At 60.0% G+C, this 24,930-nt stretch carries 23 protein-coding genes; 15 read left to right on the forward strand and 8 right to left on the reverse strand.

Annotated elements, in window-relative coordinates:
- The 4 genes from BM036_RS20295 to hemE all read left to right on the forward strand — a co-directional run.
- Nucleotides 1-336, forward strand: a 336-nt coding sequence (locus BM036_RS20295) for an SPOR domain-containing protein (protein ID WP_245742564.1), incomplete at its 5' end; no start/stop codon positions are given.
- 176 nt (nucleotides 337-512) lie between these two features.
- Nucleotides 513-4,964 (forward strand): glutamate synthase large subunit, encoded by a 4,452-nt coding sequence (gene gltB / locus BM036_RS10210; RefSeq protein ID WP_091851321.1) that lies wholly within the window; start codon nucleotides 513-515, stop codon nucleotides 4,962-4,964.
- A 76-nt stretch (nucleotides 4,965-5,040) separates the two neighbouring features.
- On the forward strand, nucleotides 5,041-6,459 hold the full coding sequence (locus BM036_RS10215) for an FAD-dependent oxidoreductase (protein WP_091851324.1): 1,419 nt from the start codon (nucleotides 5,041-5,043) through the stop codon (nucleotides 6,457-6,459).
- A 165-nt stretch (nucleotides 6,460-6,624) separates the two neighbouring features.
- The gene (gene hemE / locus BM036_RS10220; protein WP_091851327.1) at nucleotides 6,625-7,689 is read left to right on the forward strand and encodes a uroporphyrinogen decarboxylase; all 1,065 of its coding nucleotides are present in this window, start codon (nucleotides 6,625-6,627) and stop codon (nucleotides 7,687-7,689) included.
- A gap of 288 nt (nucleotides 7,690-7,977) precedes the next feature.
- Here the strand turns inward: hemE and BM036_RS10225 are convergent, their stop codons facing one another.
- The 4 genes from BM036_RS10225 to BM036_RS19875 form a co-directional block, all read right to left on the reverse strand.
- Nucleotides 7,978-8,346, reverse strand: coding sequence for a PilZ domain-containing protein (locus tag BM036_RS10225; protein WP_091851330.1), 369 nt, complete (start codon nucleotides 8,344-8,346; stop codon nucleotides 7,978-7,980).
- Nucleotides 8,347-8,782: 436 nt separating this feature from the next.
- Complete coding sequence (gene radA / locus BM036_RS10230) at nucleotides 8,783-10,162, reverse strand: DNA repair protein RadA (protein ID WP_091851333.1); 1,380 nt, start codon at nucleotides 10,160-10,162, stop codon at nucleotides 8,783-8,785.
- Between the two features lie 145 nt (nucleotides 10,163-10,307).
- Nucleotides 10,308-11,969, reverse strand: coding sequence for an energy-dependent translational throttle protein EttA (ettA, locus tag BM036_RS10235; protein WP_091851336.1), 1,662 nt, complete (start codon nucleotides 11,967-11,969; stop codon nucleotides 10,308-10,310).
- Nucleotides 11,945-12,535: a hypothetical protein gene (locus tag BM036_RS19875; protein ID WP_143066594.1), complete on the reverse strand. Its 591-nt coding sequence runs from the start codon at nucleotides 12,533-12,535 to the stop codon at nucleotides 11,945-11,947. The genes ettA and BM036_RS19875 overlap by 25 nt, the downstream gene beginning before the upstream one ends.
- Between BM036_RS19875 and glyA the strand changes: the two genes are divergently transcribed.
- The 8 genes from glyA to BM036_RS10280 all read left to right on the forward strand — a co-directional run bounded on the left by glyA (nucleotide 12,534) and on the right by BM036_RS10280 (nucleotide 19,214).
- Nucleotides 12,534-13,790 (forward strand): serine hydroxymethyltransferase, encoded by a 1,257-nt coding sequence (gene glyA / locus BM036_RS10245; protein WP_091851458.1) that lies wholly within the window; start codon nucleotides 12,534-12,536, stop codon nucleotides 13,788-13,790. The genes BM036_RS19875 and glyA overlap by 2 nt on opposite strands.
- Before the next feature lie 66 nt (nucleotides 13,791-13,856).
- Nucleotides 13,857-14,369, forward strand: a complete 513-nt coding sequence (nrdR, locus tag BM036_RS10250; protein ID WP_091851343.1) for a transcriptional regulator NrdR — start codon at nucleotides 13,857-13,859, stop codon at nucleotides 14,367-14,369.
- Complete coding sequence (gene ribD, locus BM036_RS10255; RefSeq protein WP_091851346.1) at nucleotides 14,366-15,511, forward strand: bifunctional diaminohydroxyphosphoribosylaminopyrimidine deaminase/5-amino-6-(5-phosphoribosylamino)uracil reductase RibD; 1,146 nt, start codon at nucleotides 14,366-14,368, stop codon at nucleotides 15,509-15,511. Before nrdR ends, ribD begins: the two co-directional genes overlap by 4 nt.
- A gap of 68 nt (nucleotides 15,512-15,579) precedes the next feature.
- The gene (ribBA, locus tag BM036_RS10260) at nucleotides 15,580-16,698 is read left to right on the forward strand and encodes a bifunctional 3,4-dihydroxy-2-butanone-4-phosphate synthase/GTP cyclohydrolase II (RefSeq protein WP_091851349.1); all 1,119 of its coding nucleotides are present in this window, start codon (nucleotides 15,580-15,582) and stop codon (nucleotides 16,696-16,698) included.
- Nucleotides 16,699-16,758: 60 nt separating this feature from the next.
- Nucleotides 16,759-17,235: a 6,7-dimethyl-8-ribityllumazine synthase gene (gene ribH, locus BM036_RS10265; RefSeq protein WP_091851352.1), complete on the forward strand. Its 477-nt coding sequence runs from the start codon at nucleotides 16,759-16,761 to the stop codon at nucleotides 17,233-17,235.
- Nucleotides 17,235-17,720 carry a transcription antitermination factor NusB gene (gene nusB, locus BM036_RS10270; RefSeq protein WP_091851355.1) on the forward strand — a complete coding sequence of 162 codons (486 nt, stop codon included), beginning with the start codon at nucleotides 17,235-17,237 and terminating at the stop codon, nucleotides 17,718-17,720. The genes ribH and nusB overlap by 1 nt, the downstream gene beginning before the upstream one ends.
- 9 nt (nucleotides 17,721-17,729) lie before the next feature.
- Nucleotides 17,730-18,677 carry a thiamine-phosphate kinase gene (gene thiL / locus BM036_RS10275; RefSeq protein ID WP_091851357.1) on the forward strand — a complete coding sequence of 316 codons (948 nt, stop codon included), beginning with the start codon at nucleotides 17,730-17,732 and terminating at the stop codon, nucleotides 18,675-18,677.
- A gap of 12 nt (nucleotides 18,678-18,689) precedes the next feature.
- Complete coding sequence (locus BM036_RS10280) at nucleotides 18,690-19,214, forward strand: phosphatidylglycerophosphatase A family protein (RefSeq protein WP_091851360.1); 525 nt, start codon at nucleotides 18,690-18,692, stop codon at nucleotides 19,212-19,214.
- A 55-nt stretch (nucleotides 19,215-19,269) separates the two neighbouring features.
- Here BM036_RS10280 and BM036_RS10285 read toward each other — a convergent pair whose 3' ends face one another.
- Nucleotides 19,270-19,482, reverse strand: a complete 213-nt coding sequence (locus tag BM036_RS10285; protein WP_091851363.1) for a DUF6316 family protein — start codon at nucleotides 19,480-19,482, stop codon at nucleotides 19,270-19,272.
- A gap of 63 nt (nucleotides 19,483-19,545) precedes the next feature.
- Here BM036_RS10285 and BM036_RS19880 point away from each other — a divergent pair, with 63 nt between their 5' ends.
- Together BM036_RS19880 and BM036_RS10290 are read left to right on the forward strand one after the other, a co-directional pair.
- Nucleotides 19,546-19,773: a hypothetical protein gene (locus tag BM036_RS19880; protein WP_143066595.1), complete on the forward strand. Its 228-nt coding sequence runs from the start codon at nucleotides 19,546-19,548 to the stop codon at nucleotides 19,771-19,773.
- A gap of 4 nt (nucleotides 19,774-19,777) precedes the next feature.
- A complete protein-coding gene (locus tag BM036_RS10290; RefSeq protein ID WP_245742566.1) occupies nucleotides 19,778-20,494 on the forward strand; it encodes a DUF2057 family protein in 717 nt (238 codons plus the stop codon).
- On the opposite strand, the gene BM036_RS10295 is transcribed toward BM036_RS10290, so the two are convergent.
- Entirely contained in the window at nucleotides 20,491-21,420 is a 930-nt protein-coding gene (locus tag BM036_RS10295; RefSeq protein WP_091851366.1) for a LysR family transcriptional regulator, read from the reverse strand. The two genes, BM036_RS10290 and BM036_RS10295, sit on opposite strands and share 4 nt — an antisense overlap.
- 326 nt (nucleotides 21,421-21,746) lie before the next feature.
- Between BM036_RS10295 and BM036_RS10300 the strand changes: the two genes are divergently transcribed.
- Nucleotides 21,747-22,733, forward strand: a complete 987-nt coding sequence (locus BM036_RS10300; protein ID WP_091851369.1) for a glutathione S-transferase family protein — start codon at nucleotides 21,747-21,749, stop codon at nucleotides 22,731-22,733.
- A gap of 78 nt (nucleotides 22,734-22,811) precedes the next feature.
- Here the strand turns inward: BM036_RS10300 and BM036_RS10305 are convergent, their stop codons facing one another.
- Entirely contained in the window at nucleotides 22,812-24,458 is a 1,647-nt protein-coding gene (locus BM036_RS10305; protein ID WP_091851372.1) for a fatty acid--CoA ligase, read from the reverse strand.
- A 139-nt stretch (nucleotides 24,459-24,597) separates the two neighbouring features.
- On the reverse strand, nucleotides 24,598-24,930 hold the full coding sequence (locus tag BM036_RS10310) for a Na+/H+ antiporter subunit G (RefSeq protein WP_091851464.1): 333 nt from the start codon (nucleotides 24,928-24,930) through the stop codon (nucleotides 24,598-24,600).

Here is a 24,930-nt window from a genome sequence, read left to right on the forward strand (position 1 = left end):
CCAGAGCCAGAGCCAGAGCCAGAGCCAGAGCCAGAGCCAGCATTTTCACCGGGACTTCCCCAGCGATTTGTCACCATCGAGTCTCTGAGGGCGCGTGATGGCTGGACCTTGCAGTTGGTGGCTGGCAACCTGGAACAGACCATTTTAAACGTCATTGCCCGTGCCCCGGCTGATGAACAACTCTCCTATACCCTGGGCGAGCGGAATGGCCAGCCATGGTTTATGCTGGTTTATGGTCAGTATCCTACCCGCGAGGCCGCCCGGTCGGCGGCCAACCGATTACCGGACAGCCTGGGGCTGAGTGATTCCTGGGTAAGGGCTTTCGAGAGCTTCTGATGCACTGAGTTGGTGCAGCATTGCGGCCGAAAATCCACTAACCCAGGAAAAAGTTGTCTACGTATTTCTACGTGTGTAGAATCCCTTCCCCCTTTTTTTCGGTGTCGGCTCATTTTTTGCACTATATTGGTGCGCAAGGGGCTGATAAGAAAGCTTTTACATGCGAGAGAACGCTTATGACAACAGGCTTGTATCATCCCGGCGAGTTCCGGGACAACTGTGGTTTCGGCCTGATCGCCCACATGAAGGGCGAGGCAAGCCATAAACTGTTGCAGACCGCTATCGAGTCCCTTACCTGCATGACGCATCGGGGGGGCATCGCAGCAGATGGCAAGACCGGCGATGGTTGTGGGCTCCTCATCCAGAGCCCCAAGACCTTCCTTCAAAAAGCTGCCCAAGCAGCGTTCGGAAAAAAACCTGGCGACCTATTTGCAGTTGGCCAGGTTTTTTTAGCCCCGGACGAAGCCCGTGCTGCGGCCGGACGCCAGGCTGTCGAGAAGCACCTGGTTGAACAGGGCCTGGAAATTATGGGCTGGCGAGAGGTGCCGGTAGACGACAGTTGCCTCGGTCCCATGGCCCTGGATTGCCTGCCACGCATTGAGCAGGTCTTCGTTGAACCGGGTGGCAAGAACGAACGGGATTTCGATATCAGCCTGTTCGTCGGCCGGCGCCATGCCGAGCGTGATATGGCTGATGACGATGAGTTCTACATCTGCAGCCTGTCTCACCGGACCTTGGCCTACAAGGGCCTGATGATGCCCGCCGACCTGGCCAACTTTTACCCGGACCTTGGTGACCCGGACCTGGAAACCGCCATCTGTGTGTTCCATCAGCGCTTTTCCACCAACACCATGCCCAGGTGGCCCCTGGCCCAGCCGTTCCGCCTGCTGGCCCATAATGGCGAGATCAACACTATCGATGGCAACCGTAACTGGGCCATTGCCCGGGCGGCCAAGTTCAGCTCGCCCGAACTGCCGGACCTGCAGACCCTGCAACCACTGGTCAACCTGACTGGCTCGGATTCGTCCTCTATGGACAACATGCTGGAAGTGTTGCTGGCTGGAGGTGTGGACTTGTTCCGGGCGGCGCGGATGATGATTCCGCCTGCCTGGCAGAACGTGGACACCATGGACTCGGAGCTGCGGGCCTTCTACGAATACAACTCCATGCACATGGAACCCTGGGATGGCCCGGCTGGCCTGGTATTGTCCGATGGTCGCTATGCGGTCTGTATGCTGGACCGTAATGGTCTGCGGCCGGCCCGCTGGGTTGTCACAAAGGATGATTTCATCACCCTGGCTTCCGAGATCGGTACCTACCATTACGAGCCGGAAGACGTCGTCGCAAAGGGCCGTGTCGGGCCGGGTCAGATGCTGGCCGTGGACACCGAAAGCGGCGAAGTACTGCATACCCAGGATATCGACAAGCGCCTCAAGAGCGCCCAGCCCTACAAGAAGTGGCTGCGGGAAAATGCCCTGCGGGTTGAGTCCACACTGAACTCCGATACACCGGAGTTCCGCCTGATGGACAACGACGAATTGCAGGTGCACCAGAAGATTTACATGGTGACCTACGAAGAGCGTGACCAGGTGCTGCGTCCGCTGGCCGAAAGCGGTCAGGAAGCGGTTGGCTCCATGGGGGATGACACGCCGATGGCGGTGCTCTCGAGCAAGGTTCGCCATGTGGCAGATTACTTCCGGCAGAAGTTCGCCCAGGTGACCAACCCGGCCATCGACCCGCTGCGGGAAGCCGTGGTCATGTCCCTGGAAACCTGTCTGGGTGCCGAGCGAAACGTCTTTGAGGAAGGCCCGGAGCATGCAAACCGGGTGATCCTGACGACGCCGGTGCTGTCGCCGGCCAAGTTTCTCCGCATTGAAGGTAATGACCGGCCTGGTTTCGAAGTGGCGAAAATTCCTCTCAGCTACAGCCCCGAGCGTGGGCTGGAGAACGGGATCCGTGATATCTGTGACGCTGCCGAGAAAGCGGTGCGTGATGATGGCAAGGTGCTGCTGATCCTGTCCGACAAGGATCTGAAACAGGGTGAGTTGCCCGTCAACAGCCTCATGGCCACTGGTGCGGTCCACCATCACCTGGTGCGCCAGGGGCTGCGCTGTGACTCCAACATTATCGTCGAAACCGGCTGGGCCCGAGATCCACACCACTTTGCCGTGTTGCTGGGCTTTGGCGCCACCGCCGTCTACCCATACCTCGCCTACCAGGTGATCAATGACCTGATCCGCACCGGCGAAATGTTGGTGGATCCCATTGACGCCAAGAATAACTACCGCAAGGGCATCAACAAGGGCCTGCTGAAGATCCTCTCCAAGATGGGGATCTCCACCATTACCTCTTACCGGGGCGCCCAGCTGTTCGAGGCCATCGGTATTGCCGATGAGGTGGTCGACCTGTGTTTCCGGGGCGTACCCAGCCGTATCCAGGGTGCAACCTTCTACGACTTCCAGCAGGACCAGGAGCAACTGGCGGCCACCGCCTGGAAACGTCGCAAGCCCATCACCCAGGGCGGCCTGCTCAAGTATGTGCACGGCCAGGAATACCATGCCTTCAACCCGGACGTGGTCCGTACCCTGCAGGATGCAGTAACCAGCGGTGATTACGGCCAGTACCAGGAGTACGCCGGCCTGGTGAATAACCGACCCGTAGCGACCCTGCGGGACCTGTTCGGATTCCGGGACGGCATTAAACCCATAGACCTTTCGGAAGTGGAGCCGGTGGAAAAGATCTTCCCCCGTTTTGACTCCGCCGCCATGTCCCTGGGTGCCCTGTCGCCAGAGGCCCACGAAGCCCTGGCCGTGGCCATGAACACCCTGGGTGGTCGTTCCAACTCCGGTGAGGGCGGCGAAGACCCGGCCCGTTACGGCACCGAGCGCCGCTCCAAGATCAAGCAGGTGGCTTCTGGCCGCTTCGGCGTCACCGCAGAGTACCTCCGCAGCGCCGATGTCATGCAGATCAAGGTGGCCCAGGGCGCCAAGCCTGGTGAAGGCGGGCAGTTGCCCGGTGGCAAGGTGAACGCCCTGATCGCACGGTTGCGCTACTCGGTGCCCGGGGTGACTCTGATTTCACCGCCGCCGCATCACGACATCTACTCCATCGAGGACCTGGCGCAGCTGATCTTTGATCTCAAGCAGGTGAACCCGGAGGCGCTGGTGTCAGTCAAGCTGGTGTCGGAACCCGGTGTTGGTACGATCGCGGCGGGCGTTGCCAAGGCCTATGCGGACCTGATCACGGTATCCGGCTACGACGGCGGTACTGCGGCCAGTCCGCTGACCTCCATCCGTTACGCAGGTTCCCCCTGGGAACTGGGCCTGAGCGAAACCCAGCAGGCCCTCCGGGCCAATGATTTGCGGGGCAAGATCCGCCTGCAGACTGATGGTGGCATCAAAACTGGCCTGGACGTGGTCAAAGGCGCCATTCTCGGTGCCGAGAGCTTTGGTTTCGGGACCACCCCCATGGTCGCACTGGGCTGCAAGTACCTACGTATCTGTCATCTGAACAACTGCGCCACCGGTGTGGCCACCCAGGACGACTACCTGCGGGAGGAGCACTTCAAGGGTACCGTGGAAATGGCCATGAACTTCTTCCGCTTCGTGGCGGAGGAAACTCGCGAATGGATGGCGAAGCTGGGCGTTCGCAGCCTGGAGGAACTGGTGGGTCGCGTTGACCTGCTGGAGCGCCTGCCGGGCGACACCGAGCGCCAGAAGCGCCTGGACCTGAGTCGCCTGGTCAGTAATGACCATATCCCGGCCGACAAGCCGCAAACCTGCCAGGTGGAGCGTAACACCCCGTTTGACGAGGGCGCGCTGGCAGAGCAGATGGTCAAGGATATCCGTAATGCCATTGTGGAGAAATCCGGCGGTGCATGGAGCTACAAGGTCACCAACTGTGACCGTTCCATTGGTGCCCGCTTGTCTGGTGAGATCGCCGCTCTTCATGGCAACCAGGGCATGGCCGATGCACCCATCACCCTGGACCTGAAAGGCACCGCTGGCCAGAGCTTCGGTGTGTGGAACGTCGCAGGCCTGAACCTGGTGCTGGAAGGCGATGCCAACGACTATGTGGGCAAGGGCATGACCGGCGGCAAGCTGGTGGTGCGCCCGCCGCGGGTGAGCACCTTCCAGTCCCAGGAAACCGCCATCATCGGTAACACCTGCCTGTACGGTGCTACCGGCGGCAAGCTGTTTGCTGCCGGTACCGCAGGTGAACGGTTTGGTGTTCGTAACTCCGGTGCCCATGCGGTAGTGGAAGGCGTTGGTGATCACGGTTGTGAGTATATGACCGGCGGCATGGTCGCGGTACTTGGCAATACCGGGTATAACTTCGGTGCCGGTATGACCGGTGGCTTTGCCTATGTGCTGGACCAGTCCAACACCTTCGTGGATAAATATAACCATGAGCTAGTAGAGATCCAGCGTATCTCCCGGGAAGACATGGAGCCCTACCGTAACTACCTGCGGAGTGTGATCCGCGAGCACGTGACGGAAACGGCAAGCGAGTGGGCAAGCCACCTTCTGGAGAATTTCGACGACTACGTAGGCCGTTTCTGGCTGGTCAAGCCAAAGGCTGCCAGCCTGAAGACCCTGCTGGCCAGCACCAGGGCCCGCCCGGAGTAAGCGCCGGGACAAGGTTTTTCGCCGACCCGTCCAAGTCGGGTCGGCGCGTCGAAATTAAGATGATGAGAGCATCACCATGAATGAACGACTGAACAACGATTTCCAGTTTGTCCAGGTTGGGCGGGTTGACCCGAAGAAGGTGCCCGCCAGCAAGCGCCGCAAGAACTTCGGCGAGATCTACTATCAGTTCGAGTCGGCGGACGCCAGCAGCCAGGCACACCGTTGCCTGGAGTGCGGCAACCCGTATTGCGAGTGGAAGTGCCCGGTCCACAACTACATCCCGAACTGGCTCAAGCTTGTGTCGGAAGGCAACATCATGCGGGCGGTGGAGCTGTGTCATCAGACCAACTCTCTGCCGGAAGTCTGTGGCCGCGTCTGCCCCCAGGATCGTCTGTGTGAGGGCGCCTGTACCCTGAACGACGGTTATGGCGCCGTGACCATCGGCTCGGTGGAAAAGTACATCACCGACACGGCCTTTGCCCTCGGTTGGAAGCCAGACCTGTCTGACGTCAAGTGGACCGACAAAAAGGTGGCCGTGATCGGTGCTGGCCCGGCGGGACTGGGCTGTGCTGATATCCTCGTGCGCAATGGCGTCAAGCCCGTGGTATTTGACCGGTACCCGGAAATCGGCGGCCTGCTGACCTTCGGCATCCCCGAATTCAAGCTGGAAAAGACGGTCATGACCCGTCGCCGCAAGGTGTTCGAGGAAATGGGCGTGGAGTTCCGGCTTGAAACCGAGGTGGGCAAGGACGTCCAGCTTCAGGACATCATCGATGAATACGATGCCGTATTCATGGGCATGGGCACCTACACCTATATGAAGGGTGGCTTTCCCGGTGAAGACCTGCCGGGGGTTTACGATGCCCTGCCTTTCCTGGTCTCCAACGTGAACCGTCGCCTGGGTTTCGAAAAGGACGCCGGCGAATTTATCGATATGAAAGGCAAGCGGGTGGTTGTCCTCGGTGGTGGCGACACCGCTATGGACTGCAACCGAACTTCCATTCGCCAGCAAGCCGCCAGCGTTACCTGCGCCTATCGTCGGGACGAGGCTAACATGCCTGGTTCCCGCCGGGAGGTGGCCAATGCCAAGGAAGAGGGTGTGAAGTTCCTGTTCAACCGTCAGCCTATTGCCATCATCGGTGAAGACCGGGTGGAGGGCGTGAAGGTGGTCCAGACCCAGCTGGGCGAGCCAGACGAAAATGGCCGTCGTCGCCCGGAAGTGGTGCCAGGTAGTGAGGAAGTTATTCCCGCTGACGCGGTGCTGGTGGCATTCGGTTTCCGCCCGAGCCCGGCGGACTGGTTCAGCGAGCTGAAAGTGGACACGGACGATTCCGGACGGGTCAACGCACCGGAAGAGTCAGAGTTTGCTTTTCAGACCTCCAATCCCAAGATCTTCGCCGGCGGCGATATGGTGAGAGGTTCTGACCTCGTGGTCACCGCGATCTGGGAAGGCCGCCAGGCTGCCGAGGGTATCCTGGATTACCTGGACCTGTAAGACAGTCCAATTAACGGCTGATCCGTATCAAAAGGGCAGCACCATTCCGGTGGCTGCCCTTTTTTATTGTCGCAAACGCGTTATCATTGCGCGCATCATGACCAGTGGAAAACGGGCAGGTCCCTTTCCTTCTGGCCAGTCAGACTCCGAAGATCAGGACCCGATATGAGCGAACTGCAGAACGACCGCTTCCTCCGCGCCCTCATGCGCCAGCCCGTAGACCGCACCCCCGTCTGGATGATGCGCCAGGCCGGTCGTTACCTTCCGGAATACCGCGCGACCCGGGCCAAGGCCGGGGACTTCCTCAGCCTGTGCAAGAACACACCGCTGGCCTGCGAAGTCACCCTGCAGCCCCTTGAGCGTTTTCCGCTGGATGCGGCGATCCTGTTCTCGGACATCCTGACGATCCCTGACGCCCTGGGTCTTGGGCTGTACTTCGAAACCGGCGAAGGCCCCAAGTTCCGTAATGTGATCCGCTCCGAAGCCGACGTTGCCGCTTTGCCGAATTTGAAGGCCGAAGTAGACCTGGACTACGTCATGAACGCGGTTTCCACCATTCGTGGCGCACTGAACGGCCGCGTGCCCCTGATTGGCTTCTCCGGCAGTCCGTGGACCCTGGCGACGTACATGATCGAGGGTGGCTCTTCCAAGACCTTCTCGGAAGCGAAGAAGCTGATGTACGGCCAGCCTGACGTCATGCACCGGTTGCTGGACCACCTGGCGGACTCGGTGATCGATTATTTGAACGGCCAGATCCGGGCGGGCGCCCAGGCGGTGCAGATTTTCGATACCTGGGGTGGGGTGCTCAGCAGTTGGGCCTACCAGGAGTTCTCTCTGGCCTATATGAAGAAGATCGCCGATGGCCTGATCCGCGAGAACGACGGTCGCCGGGTGCCGCTGATTATCTTTACCAAGAACGGCGGTCAGTGGCTGGAGTCCATGGCGGAGTCCGGGGCCGATGCCCTGGGGCTGGACTGGACCACGGATATCGGCAACGCCCGCGCCCGTGTCGGCGACCGGGTAGCCCTGCAGGGCAACATGGACCCGGCAATGTTGTATGCGCCGAAGGAGCGGATTCGCCAGGAGGTGGCCGATATCCTGAAGCGCTACGGCTCAGGGCCTGGTCACATCTTCAATCTCGGCCACGGTATTACACCGGATGTGGATCCGGAGCATGCCGGGGCGTTTATTGAGGCGGTTGTCGAGTTGAGTGGGGAGTATCATCGCTAGGGGTTTGTGTTCGACTCTTTGTACCCTGGCCTGGGTGTGGTTAGTAGCCTGAATGGCTTGGTGTCTGGGCGGTAACCCTTTTGCTGGACAGGTCTGCATGTACCTCTTTGCAGATTTCACCAGTGTTAGTAGCCTGAAGGTGGGGTGCTTGGGCCACCGGGCCGATAACACTTTTCCGGACACGCCGTGGATCCATCCATGGAGGCTCTTCAAAAACGTCCCTGTTTTTGAAGGTCCGGAAAAGTGTTCTCAACCCGATGTCCCTCTAACGTCGGAGATATCGCGAAATTATTCCATGAGGTGGTTTAGTTCGCGATCCAACAAGGCTTGGTCTCCCAGATTCAATTCGACCAAGCGTTTGAGGTGGGCAGCGCTCTCCAGGTCTATATATTCGATCTTGAAGCCTAGCCGATCTGGCTCGATATGGCGCAGGGTAACCGCCATCACAATGGCGCTTTCATGGTCGTTCAGGTGGACCGTCAATTCGCAGGGTTCACCTTCAGATGCTGCCCAGCCCGGCGGCCGACTCACCAGGGCACCCTTCAGCGAAATATCCAAAACCTCTGCAGTTTGAACATCGTCCTGCCAGTAAAGCTCGCATGGTGCATCGAACGAAATTCGTTGAAAACGGCGTTTCTCTGGTTCTTTCTCGGCCATGCCATCACTCCGGGCCATCGTTGTTGTCTTCTCGACTATAGACCTCCGGAGCTACTGAATCCACTGAGGTCCTTACCAGCAATGAGTAGCCATGGTTGGCGATAACGCCAGAGGTTAGAGGGACATCGGGTTGAGAACACTTTTCCGGACCTTCAAAAACAGGGACGTTTTTGAAGAGCCTCCATGGATGGATTCACGGCGTGTCCGGAAAAGTGTTCTCTGCCCGGTGGCCCCGGCACCGCGCCTTTTAGGCTACTGATCCTGCCGAGACCTGCAAAGAGGTCGTCCGGGCAGAGATTATCGGCCTGGCACCCAGGCACCAAGCCATTCAGGCTACTTACGCAGTCGAGTTCCAAGCGGAAGTGTTCACAGCGCGTCTGGGGACGCCTGACCGATCCAGTACACCCCACATCCAAGGCTGGGGTGCCAGGACCAATCAAAGCTCCTCAAGAGCCGACAATGCCTCACTGAGTTTGGTAACCGGAATCACCTTCATCCCCTCAATGGCCTTGCGGGGTGCATTGGCCTTGGGAACCAGTGCCCGGGTAAACCCGTGCTTGGCGGCTTCGTAGATGCGTTCCTGTCCGGAAGGCACCGGACGAATCTCCCCAGACAAGCCCACCTCACCAAAAATTACCAGGTCCTGAGGCAGGGCGCGGTCGCGGAAGGACGAAACTATTGCCGCCAGCAGGGCCAGGTCAGCGCTGGTCTCGGCGACCTTGACGCCGCCCACCACATTCACAAACACATCCTGATCCGCCACATGCATGCCGCCATGACGGTGCAGCACCGCCAGCAGCATGGCCAGCCGGTTCTGGTCAAGGCCCACGGCTACCCGGCGCGGGTAGCTGCCCTGGGCCATGTCCAACAGTGCCTGGATTTCCACCAGCATGGGTCGGGTGCCTTCCCAGACTACCATCACCACGCTGCCCGGTGCCGCCTCCTCGCCACGGTTCAGGAAAATGGCGCTGGGGTTCTTCACCTCTTTCAGGCCCTGTTCCAGCATGGCGAACACACCCAGCTCATTGACTGCGCCGAAGCGGTTCTTGATGCCCCGCAGGGTGCGGTAGCGGCTGTCGCTGGAGCCTTCCAGAAGGATGGAACAGTCGATCATATGCTCCAGCACCTTGGGGCCGGCCAGGCTGCCATCCTTGGTGACATGGCCCACCAGGAACAGGATGGTGCCGGTCTGCTTGGCGAAGCGGGTCAGGTAAGCGGCGCTTTCCCGCACCTGAGAGACAGAGCCCGGTGCCGACTCGATATCGGCTACGTGCATCACCTGGATACTGTCCACTACCAGGATCTTCGGCTTCTCGGCTTCCGCTACCTGCAGGAGTCGCTCCACGCTGGTTTCCGACAGCATTTTCAGGTCCCCGGTGGGAACCCCAAGGCGCTTGGCACGCATGGCCACCTGTTGCAGGGATTCCTCGCCGGTGACATACAGTGCCGGAGTCTTCTCGGCCAAGTGGCATACCGCCTGCAGCAGCAACGTACTTTTACCAGCGCCAGGGTGGCCGCCCATCAGCACGGCAGAGCCTTCCACCAGGCCGCCGCCCAGCACCCGGTCGAACTCCTGCATGCCGGTGCTGATTCGGGGCTGTTCCGCAAGGCTCACTTTATCAAGGCTTTGCACCGCCGACAGGCTGCCGGCGAAGCCTTCGAAGCGGGCGCCGCGGGCACCCTTGGTGCTGCTGCCGCCCACGCCGCGCACTTCGCTGATGGTGTTCCAGCCATGGCAGGCGCCGCACTGGCCCTGCCACTTGGAATAGTCAGCACCGCACTCGGTGCATACGAAGGCTGTCTTGGATTTTGCCATGGGTGAATCCTTACTGGATCGCCCCCTCACCCCAACCCCTCTCCCGCCAGGGGGAGAGGGGCTCACTCCGGAGTGTCTTTCAGACTCCGCTCTCCCTTGAGGGGAGAGGGGATGAGGGTGGGGCAGGCAGCTATGAAGTTTGAGCTTACGCCAGCTTCTTGTACTTCATGCGCTTGGGCTGCATGGCAGAGTCCCCCTTGCGCTTCTTGAAGTCTTCGTCGTACTCGGTGAAGTTGCCTTCGAAGTACACCACATCGCCGTCATCTTCGAACGCCAGGATGTGGGTGGCTACCCGGTCCAGGAACCAGCGGTCGTGGGAGATGACCAGCGCGGAGCCGGGGAAGTTCAGCAGCGCTTCTTCCAGGGCGCGCAGGGTTTCCACGTCCAGGTCGTTGGTGGGTTCGTCCAGCAGCAGTACGTTACCGCCCTGTTTCAGCAGCTTGGCAAGGTGCAGGCGGTTACGCTCACCACCGGAAAGGTCGCCAACCCGCTTCTGCTGGTCGGTACCCTTGAAGTTAAAGCGGCCAACATAGGCCCGGGACGGAGTCTCGTAGTTGCCCACCTTGATGATGTCCTGGCCGTCGGACAGCTCTTCCCACACAGTGTTGCTGCCGTCCAGGTCACGCATCTGGTCCACGTAGGCCAGTTCCACGGTTTCGCCAATCTCGATCTCACCGGAATCTGGCTTGTCGTAACCGCCAATCATCTTGAACAGGGTGGATTTGCCGGCACCGTTACCACCGATGATGCCGACAATGGCACCCGGTGGAACGCTGAAGGACACGTCCTCGTAAAGAAGGCGATCACCGAAGGACTTGCTGATGCCATTCACCTCAATGACCTTGTTGCCCAGGCGGGGACCCGGTGGAATGTACAGTTCGTTGGTTTCGTTGCGTTTCTGGAATTCCTGGGAACTCATCTCCTCGAAGCGGGCCAGGCGGGCCTTGCTCTTGGACTGACGGCCCTTGGCATTGCTGCGAACCCACTCCAGTTCCTGCTTGATGGCCTTCTGGTGGGAGGCCTCCTGCTTGGATTCCATCTCCAGGCGCTTTTCCTTGTTCTCCAGCCACTGGCTGTAGTTGCCTTCGAACGGAATACCGTGGCCGCGGTCCAGTTCCAGGATCCAGCCGGCCACGTTGTCGAGGAAGTAGCGGTCGTGGGTAATAGCCACGACAGTGCCATCGTAATCGTGCAGGAAGCGCTCCAGCCAGGCCACGGATTCCGCGTCCAGGTGGTTGGTGGGCTCGTCCAGCAGCAGCATATCCGGGCCAGAGAGCAGCAGGCGGCACAGGGCTACCCGGCGACGCTCACCACCGGAGAGCACCTTGACCTTCTGGTCCCACGGCGGAAGACGCAGGGCGTCGGCCGCCACTTCCATCTTGCGCTCGATGTCGTGGCCGTCGGTGGCCTGCACAATGGCTTCAAGTTCACCCTGCTTTTTGGCCAGCTCGTCGAAATCCGCATCCGGCTCGGCGTAGGCGGCGTATACCTTGTCCAGTTCCGCCAGGGCTTCATGAACATGGGAAACGGACTCGTCCACGATTTCCTTGACGGTTTTCTCTTCGTCCAGCTCAGGCTCCTGGGGCAGGTAACCCACCTTGATACCGGGCTGGGGGCGGGCTTCGCCGATGTAATCCTGGTCTACGCCGGCCATAATACGCAGCAGGGTAGACTTACCGGCGCCGTTCAGGCCCAGTACACCGATCTTGGCGCCGGGGAAGAAGCTCAGGGAAATGTCTTTGAGAATCTCGCGCTTGGGCGGAACCACCTTGCCCACGCGGTTCATGGTATAAACGTATTGGGCCATGTCGGCTGTGTCCTCTTTATACTGGTTTGCCACGGAATCCACGGCCCTTCGACAGGCTCAGGGCGAGCGGGCAACTCAAAGACTCTTTTGCCACGAAATCCACGAAAGAACACGAAATAGTCCGTTGATTGACTGAAAGACGCGACTGTTTCGTCTTTCCCTTTCGCATCCTTTCGTGGATTTCGTGGATTTCGTGGATTTCGTGGATTTCGTGGATTTCGTGGATTTCGTGGGAAAACCACATCCAGGTTTTTGTGTTCGCCCTGAGCCTGTCGATCTTTGCGTTCGCCCTGAGCCTGTCGAAGGGCGTGTTCTTCGGTGGCAAAAAGCTTTAATGCAGGCCAGAACGTCGCCTGCTGGAAATCAGAACCCCGTAAGGTATCTAAACCTATTGGGGATAGCAATTGAGGCAGAGCGGAATAGCCCCGTGTGCCGGTATCTGCGGACGGTATAAAGGATGATTTTCCACCCGCTTTCGGGATAGAATAGCGGCCCAATTTTTCAGGGGTTCCGGTGGCGCGGATGCGCTTCAGGGCCAGCCATACAGACAGGGGCAGCACATCCATGTTTAATCGTGATATGAAAATCGCCGGTTTCGATGACGAACTGTGGAACGCCATGCAGGCAGAAGAGCAGCGCCAGGAAGCGCACATCGAGCTGATCGCGTCTGAAAACTACACCAGCCCGCGGGTGATGGAAGCCCAGGGTAGTGTGCTGACCAACAAATACGCCGAAGGTTACCCCGGCAAGCGCTACTACGGTGGCTGCGAGTTTGTCGATATCGCCGAGGAACTGGCCATCTCCCGTGCCAAAGAGCTGTTCGGCGCGGCTTACGCCAACGTGCAGCCCCATTCCGGATCCCAGGCCAACTCTGCCGTATTCATGGCACTGCTCAAGCCGGGTGACACGGTACTGGGTATGAGCCTGGCCCACGGCGGTCACCTGACCCACGGTGCTACCGTCAACTTCTCCGGCAAGATCTACAACGCCGTGCAGTATGGCATCAATAACGAGACCGGCCTGATCGATTACGATGAGGTTGAAGCGATGGCGGTTGAGCACAAGCCGAAGATGATCATTGCCGGCTTCTCCGCCTACTCGCAGGAGCTGGACTTTGCCCGCTTCCGTGAGATCGCCGACAAGGTGGGTGCCTACCTGTTTGTGGACATGGCCCATGTGGCTGGCCTGGTAGCCGCCGGCGTCTATCCGGACCCGGTTCCCCATGCACATGTGGTGGCGACCACTACCCACAAGACACTGCGCGGTCCCCGTGGTGGCCTGATCCTGGCCTGCGATGATGAAGACCTGCAGAAAAAGCTGAACTCGGCCGTGTTCCCGGGTGGTCAGGGCGGTCCGCTGATGCACGTCATTGCGGCCAAGGCTGTGTGCTTCAAGGAAGCCATGAGTGATGACTTCAAGACTTACCAGCAGCAGGTGGTCAAGAACGCCGCCGCCATGGCTGAGGTGTTCATCGAGCGCGGCTATGACGTGGTTTCCGGTGGCACCAAAAACCACCTGTTCCTGGTCAGCCTGATCAAGCAGGACATTACCGGTAAGGACGCAGACGCCGCCCTGGGTCGCGCCCATATCACCGTCAACAAGAACGCGGTTCCCAACGACCCGCGTTCACCATTCGTGACTTCCGGTCTGCGGATCGGTACCCCGGCGGTAACCACCCGCGGCTTCGGTGAGAGCGAATGCCGGCACCTGGCAGGCTGGATGTGCGATATCCTCGACAACCTGGAAGACGAGGCCACCATTGAGCGGGTTCGTGGACAGGTTGAAGCGGTGTGTGCCCGGTTCCCGGTCTACGCCGGCTAACAACGGCAGGAAACCTGCCCGGCCGCTGGTTGATCCGGCGGCCTGTTTCTTTCGGAGCGTCCGATTATGCATTGTCCTTTCTGTGGTGAAGCCGATACCAAGGTGATCGACTCCCGGCTGGTGGCCGAGGGTGATCAGGTACGTCGCCGCAGGGAGTGCCTGTCCTGTCGTGAGCGGTTCACTACCTTCGAGAGTGCCGAGCTGGTAATGCCCCGGGTGGTCAAGCAGGACGGCACCCGTCAGCCCTTCGACGAGGAGAAGCTGCGGGCCGGTTTGATGAAGGCACTGGAAAAGCGTCCGGTCGGTATCGAGCAGATTGACGCCGCCCTTAACCGTATCAAATATCGACTGAGGGCAACCGGCGAGCGGGAAGTGAAGTCCATGACCCTCGGGGAAGAGGTGATGACCGAGTTGCGTCAGTTGGACAAGGTGGCCTACGTACGCTTTGCATCGGTTTATCGCAGCTTCCAGGACGTCAACGAATTCAAGGAGGAAATCGAGCGGCTGTCGGATGGCGCCGACCCGGCGGATGTGGCCAGGGCCCTGGCTGACCGGGATACATCGAAAGGTTCTTCATGACACCCGTTCAGGACACCGCTCTGATGGCCCGGGCCATACAACTGGCCTGGCGCGGTCGTTATTCGACCCATCCCAATCCCCGCGTAGGCTGCGTGATCGCCCGTGGCGACCTGGTGCTGGGAGAGGGTTGGCACGAACGCGCCGGAGAGGCCCATGCTGAAGTGCGGGCCCTGAGCCAGGCGGGCCCGGATGCCCGGGGCGCGACCGCCTATGTGACCCTGGAACCCTGCAGCCACTTCGGTCGAACGCCGCCCTGTTCCCGGGCGCTGATTGATGCCGGCGTGGCCCGGGTAGTGGTGGCCAGTGAAGACCCCAATCCCACCGTCTCCGGGCGGGGCCTGCAGCAGTTGCGGGACGCCGGTATCCGGGTCAAGGACGGGGTGCTGCGGGAAGAGGCGGCAAAGCTGAACCCGGGTTTTCTCAAGCGCATGCGCTCCGGGCGGCCCTGGGTTCGACTCAAGATTGCCTCAAGCCTGGATGGCCGCACCGCCATGGCCTCGGGCGAGAGCAAGTGGATCACCGGGGCGGAGTCCCGCAGCGATGTACAACGGCTGCGGGCCATGAGTGATGCGATCCTTACCGGGGTCAACACGGTGTTGGTGGATGACCCCTCCCTGACCGTGCGACGCAATGAGCTGGGGAATATTGGTCAGGCCACCGAGCCATCGCGGCAGCCCCTGCGATTGATTGCCGACCGGGACGCCCGCACGCCCCCGACGGCGAAAATCCTCCAGGGTGGTGATGTACATCTGTTCTGTTCTGAGGAGGCCTTGTCCACGGGTCCGGCACAGGATCTGTCGGCCCTTGGTGTAACACTGAATGGCGTAGGCTGGCAGGACAGCGGGGTCAACCTCGGGCAGTTGCTGGACCGGCTGGGCGAGCTTGGCGTTAATGAATTGCTGGTGGAAGCGGGGCCGACCCTGGCGGGGGGCTTTATCGTGGAAGGACTGGTGGACGAACTCTGGCTCTACCAGGCGCCCATTTTCCTGGGCAGTGAAGGCCGGCCTACCGCAAGGCTGCCCTTTAACGACATGTGTGAAAAAATTGAATGGCTGGTCACCGATCGTCGCCAGTTGGGGGTGGATACCCGGCTAATACTGACGCCCAAGGTGCTCGCGCCGAATCTCTCTGCCGTTGACTGAACTCTTCGGCAGACCCATGCATTAACACCGCGGCGATCTGACCGATTTGCCGGGAGGTTGTGGAAACTATGGCACTGAACAGCGTTGAAGAGATCATCGAGGATATTCGTCAGGGCAAGATGGTGATCCTGATGGATGATGAAGACCGGGAAAACGAGGGCGACCTGGTGATGGCGGCAGAGCACTGCACGCCGGAAGCCATCAACTTCATGGCCCGTTTCGGCCGTGGCCTGATCTGTATGCCTATGACCCGGCAGCGTTGCGAGCAGCTGGGGCTGCCGCTCATGGTCCAGAGCAATCATTCCGGTTTCGGCACCAAGTTCACCCTGTCTATCGAGGCGGCCGTCGGTGTGACCACCGGTATCTCCGCTGCGGACCGTGCCCGCACCGTTCAGGCGGCTGTAGCCCGTAACGCGAAGGCCTCCGACCTGGTGCAACCTGGCCATATCTTCCCGTTGATGTCGGATCCGGGTGGTGTATTGAGCCGGGCTGGCCATACCGAGGCTTCCTGCGACCTGGCAGCCCTGGCAGGTTGCGAGCCGGCCGGTGTGATCTGTGAGATCATGAACGATGATGGTTCCATGGCCCGCCGCCAGGACCTGGAAAAGTTCGCGCAGCAGCATGGCCTCAAGATCGGTACCATCGCCGACCTGATCCACTACCGCACCATGAACGAGCGTACCATCGAGTGCGTGGAAGAGTACGACCTGGACACCGAATACGGCGTGTTCAGCCTGCGTACCTACAAGGACAGCATCCAGGGTGCCACGCACCTGGCCCTGGTAATGGGTGATGTGAAGGCCGACGAGCCCACCCTGGTGCGGGTCCACGTCACTGACACCCTTCGCGACCTTCTGGGTGCCCGGCGTAAGGGCTCCCACAGCTGGCCCCTGCACCACGCCATGGAAAAGGTGGCAGAAGAGGGCAAGGGTGTGGTGGTGCTGCTTAACAGCGCCGAAGACAGCTACAACCTTGAAGACCGCATTCACGAGTTCTTCGGGGAAGGCCCCGCCAAGGCGGGCAAGGGTGGCAGCTCCGGCGTCTACTTCACCGTTGGCACGGGCTCGCAGATCCTGCGGGATTGCGGCGTTGGCCAGATGCGCCTGTTGAGCGCACCGATCAAGTTCTCCGCCATTTCCGGGTTCGACCTGGAAGTGGTGGAATACGTACCCTATACCGGCGACTGAGTGTCGTCGGAATCACGAATCCACAGACAGCGGGGCACAGGCCCCGGTACGGGATAGAGAATGGCAGATATCAAGGTAATTGAAGGTGATTTCCGGCAGTGCAGCGGGCGCTATGCGCTGGTAGTGGGCCGGTTCAACGGTTTTGTAGTGGAAAGCCTGGTAGAAGGCGCGGTGGATACACTGCGGCGTCACGGCATCGCCGACGATGACATTACCATCGTCCGTGTGCCGGGTGCCTATGAAATGCCACTGGCGGTGAAGCGGGTAGCCGAAACCGGTGATTACAGCGCGATCATCGCCCTGGGCGCGGTCATCCGTGGTGGAACACCGCACTTTGACTATGTGGCCGGTGAGGCCTCCAGTGGCCTGGGCGCCGTCAGCCTGGAAACCGATGTACCGGTGACCTTCGGTGTACTGACGGTGGACTCCATCGAGCAGGCTATTGAGCGCTCCGGCACCAAGGCCGGCAACAAGGGCGCAGAAGCCGCCATCACCGCGCTGGAGATGGTCAGCCTGTTCAACAAGCTGGGTGAGTGATGAGCGAACAGGATACTGCCAACCCGTCTGAGCCGGCCCCCTCCGGTCAGCCCAGGGCCGGCGATCGCCGGCGGGCCCGGGCCCTTGCACTGCAGGCCCTGTACCACAGGCATTTCAGCAAGAGCCCGATCAGCGATATTGAAGCCGAGTTCATGGTCGACAATGACATGAGCAAGGTGGATTCAGCCTACTTCCGGGACCTCATTCGCGGTGTGCACCGGGAACAGGCCGAGCTGGACCGCCTGATTGAGCCGTTCCTGGATCGCTCACTGGCGGAGGTGGACCCGATCGAACTGGCGATCGTTCGCCTGGGTGCCTATGAGCTCAAGAGCCGTATTGATGTGCCCTACCGGGTGGTCATCAACGAGGGCATTGAACTGGCCAAGCGTTTCGGCGGTACTGAGGGACACAAGTTCGTCAACAGCCTGCTGGACAAGCTCAGCCAGCGTCTGCGCCTGGCGGAAACCCGTTCGCGGCAGGGTTGATCGTCTGCGATGGGTGAGTTCGAGCTGATCGGCCGTCTGTTCCGGCCGCTGGCTGAGATCACCCGACAAGAAGGCGTGCTGCTCGGCCCCGGTGATGATTGCGCCATCCAACGGGTGCCCGCCGGGCATGACCTGGTGTTCTCGGTAGATACCCTTGTCGAGGGGGTGCATTTTCCCGGTCAATACGATCCCGCCCGCCTTGGCTGGCGGGCGCTGGCTGTTGCAGTCAGTGACCTGGCGGCCATGGGGGCTGACCCGGTATGTTACACCCTGGCCCTGACGCTGCCTGACGCGGACGAAGCCTGGGTTGCTGCCCTGGTATCCGGGCTGCGGGAGGCCTCCCTGGCATTTGGAGTTGCCCTGGCGGGGGGCGACATCACCCGCGGACCATTGACCCTTACGTTGCAGGTCCATGGTGTTGTGCCGGAAGGGCAGGGTATTCTGCGTAGTGGTGCGCGCCCGGGCGACCTGGTGGCTGTAACCGGCCCCCTTGGTGGCGCAGCAGCAGCGCTGGAATGGCTGGATGATCCGCAACCGCCCAGTTCGGTAAGCCCTCTCCTGGATTGTTACCATCGTCCCGTACCGAAGATCGATACAGGCCGTCGCCTTCGCGGCGTTGCCTCTGCAGCCATTGATATTTCGGATGGCCTGGCGGCAGACCTGGGGCATATCCTGGAAGCTTCCGGGGTGGGCGCCTGGCTGGAGGCCGCAGCAATACCCCGGCGCTATGGGATTGCCGAAGCCAGCCTCGAACAGGCGTTGTATGGTGGGGATGACTATCAGCTTTGCGTCACCCTGCCATCCCCGGCCCTGCCCATGCTACCGGGCGACGTTTCAAAGAGTCTCCACGTTATCGGGGAGATCCGCAGTGCTGAGGGCCTTTACCTGCAACACCCCGATGGCGCCAGGGAATTGTTAACCACCGGCACCGGTTACGATCACTTCAAGACAGAATAAACGGACGCTTCCATGAGCGAGAATTACCAGGAGTCGACCGAGGAACCGGTTCTTATCCTGCCGCCGGGCTTTTTGCGCAATCCGGCGCACCTTGCTGCCTTTGGCTTCGGTAGTGGTGCCGTACCCCGGGCGCCGGGCACATGGGGAAGCCTGGCAGCCATACCCATGTGGTATCCCATCGCCCAGCTGCCTGAACCGGTTTACTGGAGTGTCGTACTGGCGGCGTTCCTGGCGGGTGTCTGGCTGTGCGGTTACACGTCACGGTCGCTGAAAGTGCACGACCATGGCGGTATCGTCTGGGACGAGTTTGTGGGTATGTGGGTCGTGCTGGGGTTCTTCCCGGAGACCTGGTACGGGGTTTTACTGTGCTTTGTCGCGTTCCGCCTGTTTGATGTCTGGAAGCCATGGCCCATCAGCTGGGTGGACGAGCGGGCCCCCGGCGGGTTCGGAATCATGGTCGACGATGTGCTGGCGGCAGTGATGGCGCTGGCTGTTGTCTGGGCAGCCGAACTCTGGCTGATGCCCGGGCTGTTATAGTGAAAGAGGGGAGGACCTGGCTCGTCCCTGGCCAAGGTTTATGTCCTGAGCTATCTCAGTGAATCCGCATTTCGCGCGACTCTGCCGGTAGCATGTTGATGACATGAAGGAACCGCTTGAGGCCGATTTCCGCCCTTTCCCGTGTTGCAAAGGGGCCACTGTCGAACCCTTCCCGGGTGGTAAAGTACCATTTGCCGCCCACACAGAAGAAACGGCTGCTGCGGAACGGCGTTGGGCCGGATTCGCCTGTGCGAATGTTGGTATCCATCGTTGCCTCCTACTACTTGCCTGTGGACAGGTTTAGCCATGCGCCGGAGAAATTACCCTGTTCGTGACCCGAGCCACCAATAGCCTTGGCAAACAGCTTTTTGAAGGCGCATTGCATAAAGCTAACCCATTTTCTGCCGAATTCAACACTTTTTTACAATTCGACCAGTCCAGCGTTTTGGATCACACACTTGCGCAAGGCCGGAGCAGTGGTCAGAATGCCTGCATTGACATTGTGGGCACCGGAAAGGCCACCGGTGACCCTTGCCTGAAAGCCACCCATGGAGAATGACCGAATGTTTGCAAGGCTGAAAAAGCTTTCCCCTGTCGGGCTGAGACAGCTCACCGTCGTGCTGGCAATCTTCGCTATCGCTGGCTGTAGCTCTACCGGGGTGTCACGGGTCAAAACCTACGACGGCGGTTCGTCGATTGGCGGTGTCGCGGTACTGAAAGCGCCATCCACCATCAAGGTCCAGGAGGTGAACGGTCGTGAAGTGGGTAATTTCCTGCTGGAAGACCTGGCGCTGGACTATGAGTTGCAACCGGGGCAAAACATCGTCGTGTTTACCCACAAGACCATATGGGCCAAGAGCGGCGTGGTCCAGGACGGTGAATCGGCTGTCCATGTGGTGGAGACCGGGCCGCAGCAGGTAGTGATTGATGCCCGTGCTGGCCAGGAGTACCGCTTCGATATCCCTGAGGTGAATAATCGCCGGGAAGCCGAGCGTTTGGCTGCTGACTTCAGTGTTGCAGTCCTTGCCGCCGGTGGCGGCACCGTGGCCCGGTCACAGCCATTCGAAGGTTATCCACAACAGCCGCAAATGGCCGGGCCTGCCCAGGTGGTGACTCCGTCGCAGCCATATTCTCCCCAGGCCGGTCAGCCGGCGCCGGTCTATCAGGGTGGCCAGAGTGGTCCGGGTTCCCGTGTTGAAACCCTGGAAGCCCTCAAGATGCTCTGGGAGCGCGCCAGCGGTGATGAAAAGCGTGAGTTCCTGCGTTGGGCGTTTGACTAACCCTCTGGCGTTTCCCCGGTATCCAGCCAGTCCCGGTACACCCCGGGCTGGCTGAGCCTCTCCCAGAACCATTCCAGTGCCTTGCCCTGTTCGTCGTTTCGCCGTGCAATATGCACCGGTATCGGATCCCTGGGCAGCTCCACCTCACAGATCACCAGCGAGCCTTCTTCCAGCTGTCTACGGATCCGGTGTCGTGGCAGCCAGCCCACTCCTAGACCTGCTTCCTGCAGTGCGATCTTCTGATCGATATTTGACACCGTCAGGGTCTGCTGGCGCCGGAAGATACCGGCACTGCCTGGCGGCAGGTTCCGTGAGCTGTCCGCTGCCACGGCGGCTGGATAGCGGGCGATGTCCCGTTCGCTGAGCGTTCCCTGCTGGCTGACCAGCGGGTGGTGTGCTGAAACGGCGAACACGAAGGGGACCCGCCCCAGGCTTCGGGTGGTAAAGGCCCCGGCTGGCCGGCTCACCTGGTCGGCGCCAATGGCCAGGTCTATCCTGCGGCTTTGCAGGGCGTCCCAGGTGCCAGCAAACACCTCTTCGACCAGCTGCACTTCCACCGGCAAACCCAACTCGTAGAACTCACGGATTGTGGGAAACAGGGCTTCCGCGGGCAACAACGAGTTGAATCCTATTCGTAGCCGGGTTTCCCAGCCCTGGGCGACCTGGCGCGTGGTGTGAGCCAGGGTCTCGGTAGCTTCCAGTAACGCCCGTCCCTCATTGAGCAGATAGCGCCCCGCTGGTGTCAGGGTGGCACGATGACCGCTGCGGTCAAAGATTTCCACGTCCAGGTCCTCTTCCAGCTTCTGGACGGTATAGCTGATGGCGGAAGGCACCCGGAACAGTTCACCGGCAGCGCCGGCAAAGCTGCCTTTGCGGTCAATGGCGTCGAGGACTTTCAGGGCGTCGATGGTAATGGCTGTATGCATGATCGAATTATCTGAAGGTGATGGCCAGAATTGCTTGCTTGGAGCGTAGCAGGGTGGTGGCTAAGCTGTCTGCTATTGGTTAATGACTTTTTCAGCCACGGAATCCACGGAAGGACACGGAAAGAAAAAGAAAGAATGAAAGGATTTTAGCCACGAAATCCACTAAATCCACGAAACGACAGGCCCGGAGCTTCCCGTAAGACTTTGAGTTGCTGGTTTTATTTCGTGGGTTTAGTGGATTTCGTGGCCGATATTTTCCTTATCTTTTTGTTTTTCCGTGTTCTTCCGTGGGTTCCGTGGCTAAAACCGAAATAGGGGTAGCAACGATGGGATTACTGGTAGACGGCAAATGGCACGACCAGTGGTACGACACCGACAAGACTGGTGGCAAGTTCGAGCGGGAAGCGGCGCGGTTCCGTAATTGGGTCACTTCCGACGGTTCGGCCGGGGCTGACGGCGAAGGCGGGTTCCCGGCGGAATCCGGTCGCTATCATCTGTATGTGTCCATGGCCTGTCCGTGGGCGCACAGGACCCTGATCTTCCGTAAACTGAAGGGGCTGGAGAAGCATATTTCGGTCTCCGTAGTACATCCGGACATGGTGGAAAACGGCTGGGAGTTCCGCCCCGAAAGTGAACAACACAGGGATCATGTTCACGGTGCCCGCTTTCTCCATGAGGTCTACACCCGTGCGGCTCCCGACTACAGTGGTCGGGTAACGGTTCCCACCCTGTGGGATCGCCAGCGGGAAACCATTGTCAGCAACGAGTCGGCAGACATCATCCGTATGTTCAACAGCGCGTTTGATCATCTCGATGGCGTGCGAGCAGACCTGGATTTCTACCCGGAAGGGCTTAGAGAGGAAATCGATGGGGTCAACGAGCGGGTCTATCACACGGTAAACAACGGTGTGTACAAGGCCGGGTTTGCCACGGCACAGGACAAGTACGAGCAGGCCTATGGCGAGCTGTTTGATTCGCTTGACTGGCTGGAGGAACGGTTGACTGGCCAGCGTTACCTGACAGGAAGCCAGCTGACCGAGGCGGACTGGCGCCTGTTCACTACACTGATCCGGTTTGACGCCGTGTACTTCAGCCACTTCAAGTGCAACCGGCAGCGCATTGCGGACTTCCCGGTGCTTTCAGACTTCCTGAAGGACCTTTACCAGGTACCGGGTGTGGCGGAGACGGTGGATATTGACCAGATCAAGCGTCATTACTACGTGAGCCAACGCACCATCAATCCCACCCAGGTCGTACCGGTGGGCCCCGAACTGTCCTTCGACGGCCCGCACGGGCGGGATCTTCTGGACTAAAACGCCATCGGACCAGGACAAAAAAGCCCGCCCTCGATTCCGGGGGCGGGCTTTGTTCTTACTGGCTATCCTGAATGATCAGGATTCCAGCTGATCCCGGATCAGCTTCTTGTTGATCTTGCCGACACTGGTTTTCGGAATGTCGTCGACAAAGTCAATCTGCTCCGGAATGGCCCACTTGTTGATCTCGCCTGAATCGACGAACTGCTTCAGGTGATTCTGCAGGTCCTCAAGGCTGGCTTCCTGCCCGGGAATCAGTTGTACCAGGGCGTGGGGGCGCTCACCCCATTTCTCGTCCGGTACCCCGACCACGGCAGTGGCGTTCACCGCCGGATGCTGGCTGATCATGTTCTCCAGGTCCAGGGACGACAGCCACTCACCACCGGTCTTGATCACATCCTTGATGCGGTCCCTGATCTGGATGGTGGAGTCCGGGTCGATACTGGCTACATCGCCGGTGTGCAGCCAGCCGCCTTCCCACAGGGCCTCGCCCTTTTCCGGCTCCTTGAAGTAGCCCTGGGTCAGCCAGGGCGCACGGCATACCAGCTCACCCTTGGTTTCGCCATCGTGGGGCAGGGGGTTGCCTTCCGGGTCCACGATCTCGATGTGCACCATGGGTACCGCCACGCCGGTGCGGATGCGCCGGGGTGCCTGCTCTTCCAGGGGCAGCTCCAGGTCTTCCGGTTTCAGACGGGTGGAGGCCAGCAGCGGGCAGGTCTCGGACATGCCGTAGCCGGTGTACATGCGAATGCCCAACTTGGCGCCGGTGCGGCACAGGCCTTCGGTCATGGCGCTGCCACCGATCAGTACGTGCCAGTTGCTCAGGTCGGCGGTCTTGATGGACTCGGTGGCCAGCATCATCTGCATGATGGTGGGCACGCAGTGGGAGAAGGTAACCTTGTGTTCCTTGATCAGGTCGACAAGCAGTTCCGGCTCGTAGCGGCCCGGGTAGACCTGCTTGATGCCCAGCATGGTGGCGGCGTAGGGCACACCCCAGGCGTGCACGTGGAACATGGGGGTGACCGGCATATACACGGTATTGGACCGCATGAAGGGCATTTCATCGCTGGCAGCCAGGCTGCCAAGCTGGGCCATGGTATGCAGCACCAGCTGGCGGTGGCTGAAGAACACGCCCTTGGGATTGCCGGTGGTACCGGTGGTGTAGAACGTCGTGGCGACGCTGTTCTCGTCAAAGTCCGGGAAGTCGAAGTGGTTGTCGGCCTTCGCCAGCAGGGCTTCGTACTCGCCAATGGTGTTCAGGGACGTGGACCGGGCCTCGCTCTCATCCGTCAGCTGGACATAGCCCTTGACGGTGGTGAGCTGGTCACTGACCTGCTCCAGCAGCGGTACGAAATCGTCATGTACCAGCACGGTGTGATCTTCCGCGTGGTTCATGGTGTAGACGATCTGTTCCGGCGACAGGCGCACGTTCACGGTATGCAGTACTGCACCAATCATGGGGATGGCGAAGAAACACTCCAGGTACCGGGGGGTATCCCAGTCCATCACGGCGACCACGTCACCAGGACCAACGCCGGCGTCTGTCAGCGCATTGGCGAGCCGGTGAATCCGGTCTACCAGGTCGGTGTAGGTGTACTTGCTGCGGTTGGCATAGACGATCTCCTGGTCCGGGTTATAGCGTGGGCCGGATACCAGCAGGTTCTTGATCAGCAGCGGGTACTCGTAAGCATTCTGGGCGGAGGGAATTATCTTTGTATTTGCCATCGATTCGACCTCTTGCTTGGCATTATTGTGGAAATCAGGGCGCAATAATCTGACACAACAGCACCTTGACGGGAACCATTTATGTCAATTTTTTGGTGTTATATGGCCCGGTGAGAGTGGGGTACAACGCCCTGGGCCATTATTGGCTCCAGGGTTGGCCCCGGGTGTCCTTCATGCACTTGACCTGCTGGTGCATGGCGGCCTTGGCCAGGATATTGGCGCTGACCGGTGCAGTAAGGAACAGGAACAGGGTGACCAGTACTTCTGCAATGGCGACCTCACCGGTTTTCAGGGTGAAGTACATCATCGAGGCGATCACCACACTGCCAACACCCAGGGTAGTGGCCTTGGTGGGGCCGTGAAGGCGGGCATAGAAGTCTGGCAGCCGGGACAGCCCCAGGGCACCTACCAGGCTGAAGAACCCGCCGGAAACCAGCAGGGCGCTGATGATCAGTTCGGCAACGAAAGGCAG

This window comes from Marinobacter segnicrescens (assembly GCF_900111555.1).
GTDB lineage: Bacteria > Pseudomonadota > Gammaproteobacteria > Pseudomonadales > Oleiphilaceae > Marinobacter > Marinobacter segnicrescens.

Excerpts from the sequence above, each read along its gene's own strand:
- gltB (WP_091851321.1), top strand. The coding sequence starts at position 513 with ATGACAACAGGCTTGTATCATCCCGGCGAGTTCCGGGACAACTGTGGT.
- BM036_RS10215 (WP_091851324.1), top strand. The coding sequence starts at position 5,041 with ATGAATGAACGACTGAACAACGATTTCCAGTTTGTCCAGGTTGGGCGG.
- hemE (WP_091851327.1), top strand. The coding sequence starts at position 6,625 with ATGAGCGAACTGCAGAACGACCGCTTCCTCCGCGCCCTCATGCGCCAG.
- BM036_RS10225 (WP_091851330.1), bottom strand. The coding sequence starts at position 8,346 with ATGGCCGAGAAAGAACCAGAGAAACGCCGTTTTCAACGAATTTCGTTC.
- radA (WP_091851333.1), bottom strand. The coding sequence starts at position 10,162 with ATGGCAAAATCCAAGACAGCCTTCGTATGCACCGAGTGCGGTGCTGAC.
- ettA (WP_091851336.1), bottom strand. The coding sequence starts at position 11,969 with ATGGCCCAATACGTTTATACCATGAACCGCGTGGGCAAGGTGGTTCCG.
- glyA (WP_091851458.1), top strand. The coding sequence starts at position 12,534 with ATGTTTAATCGTGATATGAAAATCGCCGGTTTCGATGACGAACTGTGG.
- BM036_RS19875 (WP_143066594.1), bottom strand. The coding sequence starts at position 12,535 with ATGGATGTGCTGCCCCTGTCTGTATGGCTGGCCCTGAAGCGCATCCGC.
- nrdR (WP_091851343.1), top strand. The coding sequence starts at position 13,857 with ATGCATTGTCCTTTCTGTGGTGAAGCCGATACCAAGGTGATCGACTCC.
- ribD (WP_091851346.1), top strand. The coding sequence starts at position 14,366 with ATGACACCCGTTCAGGACACCGCTCTGATGGCCCGGGCCATACAACTG.
- ribBA (WP_091851349.1), top strand. The coding sequence starts at position 15,580 with ATGGCACTGAACAGCGTTGAAGAGATCATCGAGGATATTCGTCAGGGC.
- ribH (WP_091851352.1), top strand. The coding sequence starts at position 16,759 with ATGGCAGATATCAAGGTAATTGAAGGTGATTTCCGGCAGTGCAGCGGG.
- nusB (WP_091851355.1), top strand. The coding sequence starts at position 17,235 with ATGAGCGAACAGGATACTGCCAACCCGTCTGAGCCGGCCCCCTCCGGT.
- thiL (WP_091851357.1), top strand. The coding sequence starts at position 17,730 with ATGGGTGAGTTCGAGCTGATCGGCCGTCTGTTCCGGCCGCTGGCTGAG.
- BM036_RS10280 (WP_091851360.1), top strand. The coding sequence starts at position 18,690 with ATGAGCGAGAATTACCAGGAGTCGACCGAGGAACCGGTTCTTATCCTG.
- BM036_RS10285 (WP_091851363.1), bottom strand. The coding sequence starts at position 19,482 with ATGGATACCAACATTCGCACAGGCGAATCCGGCCCAACGCCGTTCCGC.
- BM036_RS10290 (WP_245742566.1), top strand. The coding sequence starts at position 19,778 with ATGTTTGCAAGGCTGAAAAAGCTTTCCCCTGTCGGGCTGAGACAGCTC.
- BM036_RS10295 (WP_091851366.1), bottom strand. The coding sequence starts at position 21,420 with ATGCATACAGCCATTACCATCGACGCCCTGAAAGTCCTCGACGCCATT.
- BM036_RS10300 (WP_091851369.1), top strand. The coding sequence starts at position 21,747 with ATGGGATTACTGGTAGACGGCAAATGGCACGACCAGTGGTACGACACC.
- BM036_RS10305 (WP_091851372.1), bottom strand. The coding sequence starts at position 24,458 with ATGGCAAATACAAAGATAATTCCCTCCGCCCAGAATGCTTACGAGTAC.